This is a genomic window from Rhodococcus sp. NBC_00294 (assembly GCF_036163995.1).
Lineage (GTDB): Bacteria > Actinomycetota > Actinomycetes > Mycobacteriales > Mycobacteriaceae > Rhodococcoides.
This window is the reverse complement of record NZ_CP108043.1, coordinates 2,204,251-2,218,000: the sequence shown is the minus strand read 5'-3', so window position 1 is coordinate 2,218,000 and position 13,750 is coordinate 2,204,251. Positions and strand designations below refer to the sequence as shown.

At 69.8% G+C, this 13,750-nt stretch carries 8 protein-coding genes and 1 tRNA gene; 5 read left to right on the top strand and 4 right to left on the bottom strand.

Annotation, left to right across the window (positions count from 1 at the left end; translation table 11 throughout):
* The first annotated feature begins 13 nt into the window (after positions 1-13).
* Entirely contained in the window at positions 14-625 is a 612-nt protein-coding gene (locus OHB23_RS10305; RefSeq protein ID WP_027505499.1) for a TetR/AcrR family transcriptional regulator, read from the top strand.
* Between the two features lie 39 nt (positions 626-664).
* Here the strand turns inward: OHB23_RS10305 and acpS are convergent, their stop codons facing one another.
* Both acpS and OHB23_RS10295 read right to left on the bottom strand, forming a co-directional pair.
* On the bottom strand, positions 665-1,057 hold the full coding sequence (acpS, locus tag OHB23_RS10300) for a holo-ACP synthase AcpS (RefSeq protein WP_027505498.1): 393 nt from the start codon (positions 1,055-1,057) through the stop codon (positions 665-667).
* Entirely contained in the window at positions 1,054-10,254 is a 9,201-nt protein-coding gene (locus tag OHB23_RS10295; protein ID WP_328811516.1) for a polyketide synthase, read from the bottom strand. The genes acpS and OHB23_RS10295 overlap by 4 nt, the downstream gene beginning before the upstream one ends.
* A gap of 451 nt (positions 10,255-10,705) precedes the next feature.
* Between OHB23_RS10295 and OHB23_RS10290 the strand changes: the two genes are divergently transcribed.
* The 4 genes from OHB23_RS10290 to OHB23_RS10275 all read left to right on the top strand — a co-directional run bounded on the left by OHB23_RS10290 (position 10,706) and on the right by OHB23_RS10275 (position 12,344).
* Positions 10,706-11,389, top strand: a complete 684-nt coding sequence (locus OHB23_RS10290) for a hypothetical protein (protein WP_328811515.1) — start codon at positions 10,706-10,708, stop codon at positions 11,387-11,389.
* 12 nt (positions 11,390-11,401) lie between these two features.
* A tRNA-Leu gene (locus OHB23_RS10285) sits at positions 11,402-11,486 on the top strand.
* 70 nt (positions 11,487-11,556) lie between these two features.
* Positions 11,557-11,970, top strand: a complete 414-nt coding sequence (locus OHB23_RS10280; RefSeq protein WP_204868612.1) for a transcriptional regulator — start codon at positions 11,557-11,559, stop codon at positions 11,968-11,970.
* 59 nt (positions 11,971-12,029) lie between these two features.
* Positions 12,030-12,344 (top strand): DUF3817 domain-containing protein, encoded by a 315-nt coding sequence (locus OHB23_RS10275; protein WP_373428373.1) that lies wholly within the window; start codon positions 12,030-12,032, stop codon positions 12,342-12,344.
* On the opposite strand, the gene rdgB is transcribed toward OHB23_RS10275, so the two are convergent.
* Together rdgB and rph are read right to left on the bottom strand one after the other, a co-directional pair.
* Entirely contained in the window at positions 12,334-12,945 is a 612-nt protein-coding gene (rdgB, locus tag OHB23_RS10270) for an RdgB/HAM1 family non-canonical purine NTP pyrophosphatase (protein ID WP_308115815.1), read from the bottom strand. The two genes, OHB23_RS10275 and rdgB, sit on opposite strands and share 11 nt — an antisense overlap.
* Complete coding sequence (gene rph, locus OHB23_RS10265) at positions 12,938-13,690, bottom strand: ribonuclease PH (RefSeq protein WP_027505493.1); 753 nt, start codon at positions 13,688-13,690, stop codon at positions 12,938-12,940. Before rph ends, rdgB begins: the two co-directional genes overlap by 8 nt.
* Positions 13,691-13,750: the final 60 nt, after the last annotated feature.

The following is a 13,750-nucleotide window of genomic DNA, read 5'->3' as shown; positions in this document are numbered from 1 at the left end:
CGAGCCCGTCGAACTGCTCCCCCGCCGCCGCCCCACCCAGGAGCGCAGCAAACGGAAGTTCGACGCGTTGTTGACGGCGTCGCGCGAACTGTTGACCGACGTGGGGTTCGAGTCGTTCACGTGCGAGGAGGTCGCGGCCCGCGCCGGGCTGCCCATCGGCACGCTGTACCAGTTCTTCGCCAACAAGTACGTCATCGTGTGCGAACTGGGTCGCCAGGATCTCGCAGGCGTGCGCCAGGAGTTCGCCGATTTCGACGGGGAGGTTCCGTCACTCGACTGGCTACGCTTCCTCGACGACTTCCTGGACCATCTCTCCAGCCTGTGGACGTCGGATCCGTCCCGACGCGAGGTGTGGTTGGCGATGCAGTCCACCCCGGCCACACGCGCCACCGGCATGATCCACGAGAAGGCGTTCGCCGCCCAGGTGGAGCGGGTGCTCGCACCGCTCACACCCCGCACCCCACGTGCCCGCCGCAACCTCATGGCCGAGGTGCTCGTGCACGTCGTCTACTCCATGCTCAACTTCTCGGTGCAGGACGGTCAGAGTCACGCCGACGCCGTCGCCGAGCTGAAGCGCCTGATGGGCGCCTACCTGTTGGTGGCAGAAAAGGAGAGCCGACGCTGATCGCGTCGGCTCTCCTCTTCTCCGTCATTCGTCTGACGATCACTCCTCGAGGATCGCCACCGCTCCCGCCATGTCGCCGTCGTGGGTCAGCGACAGGTGGATCTTGACCGTCGGCAGGAACTCCGCGGCCATGCCGTGCAGCTTGATCGACGGACGTCCCCACGCGTCGTTGACGACCTCGATCAGCGGGTACGGGTTGTCGCCGATCTGGGGCGCACGAGCGAAACGTGATGCGGCCCAGGCCTTCAGCACCGCTTCCTTCGCGGCCCACCGCGCGGCGTAGTGCCGCGCGGGATCCGCACTGCGCGTGGCGGCGTGGCGGCGCTCGCCGGCAGTGAAGCTGTCGCGGACCATGGTGGTCCCGACCTTCTCCATCTGCTCGGCGAACTCCGAGACCGACACCAGATCCAGACCGACTCCCAGGATGCTCACTCGGCCACCGTACGGTAGACGTCGTCCGCGCCGAGGCGAGAATCTTCGCTCAGCAGCAGATCGATCTCGAGCTCGTGCTTCGCATCGCTCGACGTGCCGTCGTGGCCCAGTCGGCGATCCTCCGGACGCTCGTACAGCGAGGATCCGCCGCACATCGCCTCCATCAGCCGCCGCTTGCCGGCCACCACACGTGCCTGCGCCTTCGCCGTGTACTCCTCGCGCTGCGCGGCCGGAACCGCCTCGAGGAACGCCTGCGGGTGCACCACGGCGATGATGCCGGACACATGGCCGAAGCCGAGGCTGGTCAGCAGACCGGCCTTGAACGGCAGCCGCTCCCCGAAGCGCAGCGGTTCGCGTACCCAGACCAGGTTCTCGAACTCGGTCATCGTGTCGTCGACGCAGTCGAGACTGCGGTTCGGCGGCACGACGCCCTCGGCCAGCACCTGGCAGAGACCGATCAGCTGGAAGGCGGCAGCGCCGCCCTTGCTGTGTCCGGTCAGCGACTTCTGCGAGACCACGAAGAGGGGGTTGCCCTCCGTGCGGCCCAGTGCTCGGGCCAGACGCGTGTGCATCTCCGCCTCGTTGGGATCGTTCGCGTTGGTCGACGTGTCGTGCTTGGAGACGATCGCGATGTCGTCCGCGGAGACGCCGAGTGCGCTGAGCGACAACGCCATCGCCGAGTCCTGACCGCCGCGGGCAGCGCCGAGGGCGCCGAGACCGGGAGCCGGGATCGACGTGTGCACGCCGTCACCGAAGGATTGCGCCCATCCGACGACACCGAGGACGGGGAGGCCCATCTCCAGAGCGAGGTCACCGCGAGCCAGCAGAATCGTTCCGCCGCCGTGCGACTCGACGAAGCCGCCGCGTCGACGGTCGTTGGCTCGGGAGAACCGGCGATCCGAGATGCCCTTGGCGTGCATCGCCGAGGCCTCCGCCGTCGCCGACATGTCGCCGAAGCCGATGATGCCCTCGGTGCTGAGGTCGTCGAACCCGCCGGCCACGACGAACGTCGCCTTGCCGAGCCGGATCTTGTCCACGCCCTCCTCGACCGAGACCGCCGCCGTGGCGCAGGCCGCGACCGGGTGGATCATCGCGCCGTAGGACCCGACGTACGACTGCACCACGTGCGCCGCAACGACGTTCGGCAGCGCTTCCTGCAGGATGTCGTTCGCACGAGCGTCACCCAGAAGGGTGTCGATGTACAGCGAGCGCATCGACTCCATGCCGCCCATACCGGTGCCCTGCGTATTGGCGACCAGCGAGGGGTGCGTCCAGCGCATGAGCTCGGACGGGGTGAAGCCGCTGGTGATGAACGCGTCGACCGTGCAGACGATGTTCCACAGCGCGACCCGGTCGATGGAGCTCGCCATGTCCGGCGAGATGCCCCACTTGGTGGCGTCGAATCCCGTGGGGATCTGACCACCGACCGTGCGCGTCAGCTTCATCTGACGCGGTACGCGGATCTCGGTGCCCGCCTTGCGCGTGACCTGCCAGTCACCCTCCGCGTTCTGGTTCACGACCGTCCGCTCGGGATCGGCACCGACGAAGGCGCGTGCCTCCGCCTCGCTGCCGACGACGAACGTCAGATCGTTGTCCAGGAACACCGAAGTGAGCAGCGGCGCGGTGTTGTTCACCATCGCGCCGTCGTCCTCGTACTGCCGGATACCGCAGCGTTCGACGACCGTGTCGTGGTACCGGTCGGCGATCTCCGCCTCGGGCACCAGATCGCCCGACTCGGCGTCGTACCACCCCGGCTTGGGATCGTTCTCCCAGACCACCAGACCGGTGTTCCACGCGAGTTCGAGAACGCCTGCCGCCGAGAGCTTCTCGTCGACCTCCATCTCGAAGCGGGTGCGTGCGCTGCCGTACGGCCCGAGCTCGCCCGTTCCGACGATGACGACCATCTCGGACGGCTCGATGTCCAGAGCGGTCCACGCGGGTGCTGCGGGCTGCTCGTCGAGCCGCGGCGGCGCGGGAAGCGCGTCGACGGTGGCGAGTGCCTCGGCGACGGCGTCGTCCGCGACGGCCTCGTCGGCCGCCTGCTTGGCGAGTGCGGCCAGATCGAGGCCCGCCTCGGCGAGGCCGCCGGTGAGATCGACCTCGAGCGGTGCCTGCGCGGCGGCGGTCCGGGACTCCTCGTCGCAGGTGGCGAGCAGCTGCTCGGCCATCTCCGCCGTGGACCAGGTGCGCACACCGGCTGCCTCGGCAGCGTTGGCCACCGGGTCGTTGTGACCCATGAGGCCGGTGCCGCGGACCCAACCGATACGGGCGTGCACCAACGTGACTCGCTCGGCCCAGGTGCGCTCCGCCTTCCAGCGGTTCACCACGGCGTCGAGCGCTGCCTTGGACTCGCCGTAGGCACCGTCGCCACCGAACAGTCCACGGTTCGGCGAACCGGGAAGTGTCACGTGCAGACGGGTGTCGACGTCGCGGTCGTGACCGATCTTCGACAGACCACCGATGAGACGCTCGACCGACCAGAGCAGGACGCGCATCTCCATCTCGGCGCGGGCACCGGCGTCGGACAGCTCGCCGGCGACCCGCGGTGCCGCGAAGGGGAACAGCATCGTCGGGGTGACGGCGGGCTTGACCAGCTTCTTCGCGCCACCGGCCGAATCGATCTGGTCGCTGCCGATCCACTCGATCAGGGCATCGACGTCGGCGTACGAGGCCATGTTCGCCGGGACCACCCAGAGGGCTGCTCCCGCAGTGGCATTCGTGCGGTAGAGCTCACGGTAGAACCCGACTCGGCTCTCGTCGAGACGCGAGGTGGTGAGGAACACGGTCGCACCGCCGGCGAGCAGTTCCCCGGTCACCGCAGCGGCGATCGAGTTCTTGCTGGCGCCGGTGACGACCGCGACCTGTCCGGTCCAGCGGGTCGACGCCTCGGTCGACTGCGCCGCAGCCGACGCGATGGCGCCGTAGGTGGCCGCCAGGTCGCCGCGCCCCTGGGCGTCAGCCTTCTGCTGCCACCAGCTCGCCTGGGACGCGACCGCCGTACCGGTTCCGGCGAAAGTGTCGACAGCGAGTGCCTGAGCCTTCTCGTCCCCCAGCCACAGCCGGGCGAGATCCTCACGCGCACTGGCCCAGCGGTCGTCGATCAGCACCGCCTTGCGGGCGTCGAACGACGGAGCGACCAGACGCGGCCAGTCGGTGCCGAGCTCGGTGGACACCAGGTCGACCAGCTCGGCCTCGCTCGCGTCCGCCTCGGGCAGAGTGAGGTTCTCGGCGAATCCGAGCTGTTCGAGGACGAGTCGGGCCGCCGAGGCCAGCACTCCGCTGCGCCCGGTTATGTTCTCGGTGAACTCACCCAGGGCGGCCGCGTCGACGGTGCCACCGCCGCCGCTGCCCCCACTGGAGGGCATGGACACCTGGATGCCGCGTCGCTGACCGACCGCAGTCACGGCTGCGTCGATGACCGCGTCGACCGCGGCACCGTCGGCGACGGCACCGTCTGCGAGACCACCGAGGTCGCCGCCGCGGATCGATGCGCCGTCCCTGGTGCCGAGAGCGACCTCGGCGGTGACGTGGTGGGCCCACCCGTCACCGAGCTGCCACACCTTGGCGACGCGCTCCGCGATGGAGCCGGGACGACGTCCCGACGGTCCGAACACCTTGCGCAGGTGATCGTTCACCGAGTCGCTGAGCACCGGCCCGAACGGACGGTAGGTACGTGCCAGCTTGTTGACGGTGCCGGCGAGGGCACCCATGTCGGCGTCGGCCGCGCCGTCGATCGCACCGAGCGACAGCTCGGAACCGAGATCGACGAGCAGCTGGTTACGCCGGGACGAGACGCCGTCGCACAGTGCCTCGATGGTGTCGGCGGGGCCGATCTGATCGATGCGGAGCTTGGTCCACAGGGCGATCAGCACGGTCGTGGCGTCCGACGCCGTGAACGCGATGTCGTCGGGACGCGGCCCACCGGCCGGTGCCGCGGGAGCAGCGACCGGGGCGGCGACGGCTGCCGGGGCAGCCGCCGGATCTGCAGCGGGAGTCTCGGACTCGGGCTCGTCCACCATCTCCGGATCGGTGTCCGTGGAGAAGACGACGGCCGCGTCGCGCTCGATGTTGAGCACCTCGACGGGGTGGCCGATGCGACCGGGCAGCTTCAGCGTGTTGGTCGCCAGGTTGGCCACCGTGGGAACGGATCCCAGACCCACCTCGACGAAACGCTCGATGCCCAGTCCGCCGTCCGACTCGTCGGCGAACAGCAGGTCCTGCGTCTCGATCCACCGGACCGGGCTGGCGAACTGCCATGCCAGCAGCTCGGTCAGGATCACGCGGCACAGATCGGCCGGGCGGGCGGCCCAGTCGTCCCACCGACCCAGGACGTCGGCCAGCGGCTCGGACGGCACCAGGTCGGCGATCTCCTGCACGAAGTCACGATCGAGCGTGAACAGACGCGGAACCAGGTTGGGGATGTAGCGGCCGACGAGGATCGACGGGTCGATCGTCTCCGGGAGCAGCTCGAGGAGACGGGCCCGGAAGTCGTCCACACCGCCGCGCAGAACGGTGGAGTGGAACGGGACGTCGATGCCGGGGACCAGGATGAAGGCCCGCTTGCCGCCGAACTCGGCACGGCGACGGTCGATCTCGCGCTCGAGCTCCTCGAGACCCGCGACGGTGCCGGCGATGGCGTACTGGGAGCCGCGCAGGTTGAGGTTGACCACCTGCAGGAACTCGCCGGTGCGCTCACCGATGGACTCGACGAATCCGATGACGTCGTCGTCGGCGAGGCCGACCTGGGACGGACGGATAGCGGCCATGCGGTACTGGCTGCGGCCCTTCGCATCACGCGGGACCAGCTGGTGCATGGCGGAGCCGCGCTGGAAGACCACTTCGAGGACGGCCTCGAGCGGCAGGACCCCGGCGACGGCGGCGAGAGCGTTGTACTCACCGACGGAGTGGCCGGCGAGGAACGAGTCCTCGACGAACGCGCCGGACTCGCGGAGCTCGGCCACCTGGGCGACACCGAGCACGGCCATCGCGACCTGGGTGAACTGGGTCAGGTGCAGGACGCCGTCGGGATGACGGTGGGTCACTCCCCTGGCCCGCAGCTCGGTCGGATTGTCCCGCACGACAGCGAGAATGGAGAAGCCGAGGGCAGCGCGGGTGTGCTTGTCCGCACGCTCCCAGATCTCACGGGCGGCCTTCGAGCGAGCCCGTGCGTCGAGTCCCATACCCGGCTGCTGTATGCCCTGGCCCGGGAACGCGTAGACCGTCTTCGGTGCGGCGATGCGGCCGGTGGCCATCATGACCATGTCGCCGTCGACCTTGCAGGAGACCTCGACGATCTCGGAACCGGCCTCGTAGCCGACGCGATCGACGCGGACGTCGATCGAGGCGCCGGGACGCACCATGCCGAGGAAGCGCGTGGTCCACGCCGTGAGGCGACGCGGCGGAGTCGTCGCGGCCGGATCGACGGCGGTGACCACCTGCTGCGCGGCGGCCGAGAGCCACATGCCGTGCACGATGGGATCGCCGAGACCGGCGAGACGTGCTGCGGCGTCCGAGGTGTGGATCGGGTTGTGGTCGCCGGAGACCTGAGCGAACGCACCCATGTGACGCGGAGCCGTGATGGTGGTGTCGCGGCGACGGCGGCGCGGGGTCTCGACCAGCGCGTCGGTGACCGACCCGCCGGCGCGCGGCGGATCCGACAGCGTGCCGGTGCCGGTGCGGCCACGGATGGCGAACCGCTCGACGAGGGTGGCGACGACGGGAGCGTCGAGGCCCTCGCCCAGCATGGCGCCGATCTCGACGGAGACCTCGACCACGCGGCCGAGATCGGTGTCGACGACCTCGCCCGACTGCGCCTTCACCACCAGGATGCTGTGGTGGTCCGGCAGCGTGCCCATGAGATCGATGCGGTGGTCGAGGTGCACCAGGTCGAGCATGCCCTCGATGACGGAGCCGGCGTCGGCGGTACGCGCCGAGCCGAGCACGGCGAACACGGCGGGCCAGCACGCTCCGACGAGGACGTCGGGCACGGCCGAGTGGCCGACGCCGTAGTCCGCGGGGAGGCCGGAGCCGGTGACACCCGCATGGTCGGCGACGAGGTCGGGCGACCAGGCGATGTTGAGACGAGCAGCGCCGCCCTTGACCGTCGGGAGCTCCTGTCCCGCAGCGACTCCGAGCAGTGCGGACATCGACGACTCGGCGTCCGCGTCGGTGACGAGCGGCGCTCCGCCGTCGACCGCCGAGGCGGGGACGGTGATGCGGATGTCGACGCTCTTCCCGGGCGAGAGCGGGACCGAGAGGAGCACCTGGTCCGAGCCGGCGACGGTCAGCGTGGCGCCGGTACGGGCGTGGGTGGCGGCCTCGTCGGACACGACGTCCCACTCGGACAGTGCACCGAGTCGACGAACGGGGTTGGGCGCGAGGCGCGATGCCCAGGTGATGTCCGGAGCGGCGAGCACCATGCCCACGAGACCGCCCGCGATGTCGGGATGACGGCGGGTGGCGACGGCGACGGAGTCCGCGCCGGAGCCGAGCAGGCGATCCGCGGTGGCCTTCTCGAAGCGGTTCAGCAGATCGCCGACCGGCTCGTTCAGCCGGTCGATGCCGGCGACTGCCACGGTGCCGGGGATGACGCAGACCTGGTCTGCCGAGTACCGCGCGTCGTGGGCCTGCCACAGCGAGTCACTGCGCCACCAGCGGCGGACGTCCTTGTCCACGACGGGAACGAAGTTGACCGGCTTGCCGGGGATACGGCACAGCGAGATGAAGAACGGCACGTCGGCCGGGTGCAGCTCGACCGTCGAGGCGTCGGGGTAGGCCGCGACGAGTGCCCGCAGGGCATCGGCGGGGCGATCGAGGATGTCGTCCTCGGCGAAGAGGGTGGGAACGGGGCCACGGTCGACGGGGTGCAGGCGGGCCTCGGCGCGCTGGAGCATGTCGCGGAAGCGGACGCGCCACGTGACGTCGAGCCACGGAGTGTCGGTGTCGATGTCGTGCCCGACGGCGAGCTCGAGGTAACGCTCGAGCCAGCGCAGGTACGTCATGGACGCGACGTCGCCGAAGTACGGCTTCGCGGTGGCGTCGAGAGCGGCGATGATCTCGTCGCGGCGGGCGGCCACGGCTTCGTCGTCGCCGGCGACCTCGTCGAGCAGACGACCGGTCCGCGAGGCGGCGTTGTCGATCTCGTGGATGTCCGCGCCGAGCTGGCTGCGGCCGGAGGCCATGCCACCGATCGCGGTGCCGGCACCGACCCAGTCGGGCGTTCCGGGGGTGTCGACGAGGAGCTGCTTGACCTCGGGGGACGTTGTCGCCTCGAGCGTGGCCATCGCGGCGGTGCCGACGAGGATGCCGTCGAGCGGCATGGCCGGGAAGCCGGCGGCCTCCGACCAGCGTCCGGTGAGGTAGTCGGCTGCGCGCTCGGGAGTTCCGATGCCGCCGCCGACGCAGATGACGATGTTGTCGTGCGACCGCAGCTCCGCGTAGGTGGCTACCAGCAGGTCGTCGAGGTCCTCCCACGAATGGTGGCCACCGGCGCGGCCACCTTCGATGTGGACGATGACCGGGTAGTCCGGAACCTCGTTGGCGATGCGGATCACGGCGCGGATCTGCGCCACCGTGCCCGGCTTGAAGCAGACGTGGCTGATGCCGACCTCGGTCAGCTCCTCGATGAGCGCGACGGCCTCGTCGAGCTCGGGGATGCCCGCGGTGACGACGACGCCGTCGAACGGCGCACCCGCCGTGCGGGCCTTCTGCACGAGGCGCTTGCCGCCGAGCTGCAGCTTCCACAGGTAGGGGTCGAGGAAGAGCGAGTTGAACTGCACGGACCGGCCCGGCTCGAGGAGCTCCTGCAGCTCGGCGACGTGGCCGGCGAAGATCTCCTCGGTGACCTGTCCGCCACCGGCGAGCTCGGCCCAGTGGCCGGCGTTGGTCGCGGCGGCGACGATCTTCGGGTCGACGGTGGTCGGGGTCATGCCCGCGAGCAGGATCGGCGACCGACCCGTCAGCTTGGTGAAGGACGTCTCGACGGCGGTGTATCCGTTCGGGAGGGTGACCACGGACGGGGCGAAGTCGCTCCACGGCCGGTCCACCTCGGGTGCGGCGCCGGGAGTGAGGAGGTTGCGGTGCCCGGTGCGGGTCGACGCGGCGACGACGCCCACGCCGTGGCCACTGATGTTCGATGCGGTCAGGCGGGTGAGGGCGTCACCGGGACCGAGGTCGAGGATCCACGAGGCGCCGGCGGTGACCACGGACTCGGTCGCGGCGACCCAGTCGACCGGATCGACCAGGATGGCCTGCGCGAGTGCGCGGGCACGAGAGACGTCGACGCCACAGCGCTCGGCCCACTGGCCGACGACGTCGACGGCCTCACCCATCTGCGGGTGGTGGAAGCCGACCTCGATGTCGAGGGGTTCGAAGACGGGAGCGAAGATCGCGCCGCCACGCTTCTTGGCGTCACGCTCGCGGGTCTCGGTGGCCGAGATCTCCTCGCAGCGCTGCTGCACGCGGACGAGCTTGGTGTACGGACCGCTGAGGACGACGCGGCGGCGACCGTTGCGGATGGCGACGACGGCGGACGTCGTGGCGTCGTCGCCCGCGACCTCGTCGACGATGGCCTGCAGACGGACGGGGTCGACGGCGGAGACGGCGATCATGGGAGCCCGCTCGCCCGAGCCGATGAGGGCACGGCGGCGGCCGACGAGACCGGCTGCGGCACCGATGAGCTGCGCGACGGCCAGCAGTTCGGCGTCACTGCGTCCGAGATCGGCGACAGCCGCCTCGGCGAGGACACCCTGCGAGTGGCCGATGACGGCGGAGGGCGGAGTGGCGGTCCAGTCCAGTCCCTGCACCGACAGCGCGCGCAGTGCGGCGATCTGGGTGAGGAGGACGCCGGGGACGGAGACGGCCGCGGAGGCGAGGGCCGCGGTGGACGGACCGGCCGACGGATCGTCGGCGAGCTCCTGCTCCAGCATCCAGGCGATGGGATCGAAGCCGAGGGGCCGCACGACCAGGAGCTCCTGCGCCACGGGCGCGAGGATGTCGGCCGCGGTGTTGACGAGATCGGTGATCTGCGGCTCGAGTGCACAGTCCCGGGTCAGCTCGTCGAGGGTGGGCAACCAGGGCGCACCCTGGCCACCGAAGGCGAACGCGTAGGGCTCGCCCGCGACGAACCGCTCCGCGAGCGACTCCGCCCGATCGGTGGAGCGCTGGCGGTTGGGGGGAGTGCTCTCGTTGATGGTCACGCGTGCGTGTCCTCTCCTACCTCGGATCGCGAGGTGCTGGGTACTTCTGACGCTGGGCTCGTTCGACGTGGCTGGGTTGTTCGACGTTGCTGGGCCACCGGCGACACGAGACTCCGGGAGCCCGAGACGGTGGGCAGTCGTCATCGACGGACCACTCGCATCTCGTGGGCTCAAGGATGACACGGAATCATGAGGAATTCCTCACGTTCTGTTTGACGTCCTAGTGCTACCCGCGGGTACGTCGTGATCGTGGCCAGAAACGGCGGCTCAACTGACCCGAAAGTAGGGTCGATCGCTGCAGACCAGGGCGGTTTCCGCGGGCGAGGAACCTGAGGGATTCCTCGTGTTCATCGTTACCAATTCGTTATACGAGCGGACGGGCGGTTCCTGTCGGACCGTCCGTCTACCTTCCTGATCGCACACGTCGTGCACCGAGACCGGGGGGACTCACATGACCGACACCATCGCAGCGATCATCGACCGTTCGACGCAGACTGCCACCGCTACCGCCGTCGACGCGGTGATTCCACGGGAGACCTGGCCGTTCTGGTTTCCGGGGTGGGCCGGGGACGTCGAGGCCGCTCTCCTCGACGCCGTGTTCTCGTCGAGAGCGACGTATGGCGGTCCCACCACGGGAGTGCGCCGGGTGATCGCCGCGTGGCGGCGCTCGCGATGCGGCGCGGTGGACGATCTCCGCGCTCTCACCACGCTCGATGCCGACGTCGTGGACAACCGGCAGCGGGTTCCGGGGAATCACTCGACCAAGGCCGACGCCGCGCGGGCCGTCGCCGCCGCACTGCTCGCAGTCGGGGTGACCAGGGCGACGGACGTGGACGGGTCCGAGACGCAACACGACGCGTTCGTCTCCGTCGCAGGTGTCGGCGAGCTGTCATGGGAGTGCTTTCTCGGCGCCCTCGGCGTCGCGTCACCGCTGAGCGACGCCGGGGTCGACGACTTCCTGCGCGTGACACTCGCCGTGACCGTCGACGGAGTCGAGGACCGGAACGCCGTCCTGGACGCGGTCGCATGTGACCTCGACACCGACCGCGCGACGCTGCAGCACGCGGTGTGGCGCTACCAGCGTTCGCTCGTCCGCAGGCCGCGGACCCGCGAGGTGCCGGCCGAGGTCGTCTAGACTCACCTGCACGCGCGAGTGGCGGAATTGGCAGACGCGCCAGGTTTAGGTCCTGGTGTCTCAGGACGTGGGGGTTCAAGTCCCCCCTCGCGCACCAGCAGGTGAGTCCCACCACGACCCCTACGACGCGGTGTCGTTGACCGTGCGCGGTCCGGTACCGTCGTGGTGTGGATCAGAGCCGGGACACCACCTCGAGGACGCGCCGACCAGCACTCATCGTGCTGGTCATCGTCGCTGCCTGCGGATGCCTGGCGCTCGGGTACTGGCAGTGGGAACGATTCGAATCGTCGTCCGGCACGGGTCAGAATCTCGGCTACGCCTTCCAGTGGCCCCTCTTCGCCGCCTTCGTCGTGTTCGCCTACCGACGGTTCGTCCAACTCGAGGACACCGTGGACGAACCGGTGGAGTCCACGGTGATCACCGAGATCCCCACCGATCTCCTCCCGCAGCGCCCGACAGCTCGGGCGACCCGCGTGTCCGACGACACCGCCGACGACGAGGAGACTCGTCAACTGCGGGAGTACAACAGCTATCTCGCGGAGTTGGACGCCGGCCGCGAGAACGACAGGAGCACTTCGTGAGCACCGCAGAACCTCGTCCCGCCGCTCGAAGCACCGGGGGTCGGCCGACCGACCGGCGGATCGAGCCCGCACTTCTGCGCTATCGCGTTCTCGCCTACGCCACCGGCGTCTGGCTGCTGGTGCTGACCGCGGAGATGGTGGCCAAGTACGTCTTCGGCGTCGAGAACCTGCCCGGGTGGATCGCGATCGTGCACGGCTGGGTCTACTTCGCGTACCTGATCGTCACGCTCGACCTCGCCGTGAAGGTGCGCTGGCCCGTCGGCCGCACCATCGGCACGCTCCTCGCCGGCACCGTGCCGTTCCTGTCGTTCGTCATCGAGCACCGCCGCACCCAGCAGGTGAAGCGGGACTTCACCGTCCGACCTACTGCGTGAGCGCGGTGATCTCCGGGAGCAACCGGCGCAGCGCGACGCCGCGATGGGACGACGCGTCCTTCTCCGCAGGCGTCATCTCGGCAGCGGACTGCCCGGCACCGTCCGGAACGAAGATCGGGTCGTAACCGAATCCACCGCTTCCGGCACGGGTTCTCGACACACTCCCCCGCCACTCGCCGCGGACCACGTGCTCACGTCCGTCCGGCAGCACCAGCGCGCAGGCGGAGACGAACGCCGCACCGCGCCGCTCGTCCGGCACGTCGGCCAGTTGCGCCAGCACCAGCGCGGTGTTCGCCTCGTCCTGGCCGTGCTGTCCCGACCATCGCGCCGACAGCACTCCGGGCATGCCGTTCAGTGCGTCGATCGCGATCCCCGAATCATCTGCCACACAAGGCATCCCGGTCGCGGCAGCGCCGTCCCGAGCCTTGATCAGAGCGTTCTCCTCGAAGGTCGCCCCGGTCTCGGGAGTCTCCGGGTACTCGGCGACCTCGTCGAGCCCCACCAGTTCCACGCCGCCGACCTGCGCGGCATCGAGCACCCGCCGCAGTTCGGCGAGCTTCTTCGCGTTGCGGCTGGCGACGAGGAGCCGTACGTCAGGCACCGGGCAGCTCACCGGGGTAAGGGGCCGCGAGAGCCTCCTTCTGGATCGCGAAGATGCGCTCGCAGCCGGCGAGGGCATTGTCGAGCATGGCGTCGAGGGTGGACCGCGGGAAGGTCGCGCCCTCGCCGGTGCCCTGGATCTCGACGAGTGTTCCGGTGTCGGTGGCCACGACGTTCATGTCCACCTCGGCGCGGGAGTCCTCCTCGTACGGCAGGTCCAACCGGACGCGGCCGTCCACCACGCCGACCGACACGGCAGCGATGGCGCAGGAGATGGGCTGCGGATCGGCGAGCTTGCCGTGAGCCGCGAGATAGGTGACTGCATCGGACAGTGCCACGAAGGCACCCGTGATCGCCGCGGTGCGCGTCCCGCCGTCGGCCTGCAGCACGTCGCAGTCGAGGGCGATGGTGTTCTCACCGAGAGCGGCGAGATCGATGCAGGCCCGCAGCGAGCGCCCGATGAGTCGGCTGATCTCGGACGTGCGTCCGCTGACCTTGCCCTTCACCGATTCGCGGCTGTTGCGGGTGTGCGTCGCGCCGGGAAGCATGGCGTACTCGGCGGTGAGCCAGCCGAGCCCGGATCCCTTGCGCCACCGCGGCACCCCCTCCTCCACGCTGGCGGTGCACATCACCCGGGTGTTGCCGAACTCGACCAGCACCGATCCTGCCGGGTGCGAGGTGAAACCGCGGGTGATGGTGATGGTGCGGAGTTCGTCGTCTGCTCTGCCGTCTTCACGTGTGGACACGCCTGCCACCCTAGTCGGGTCGCCGACACGGCCCGGGGACGGACTGCCGCGCCCCGAGGG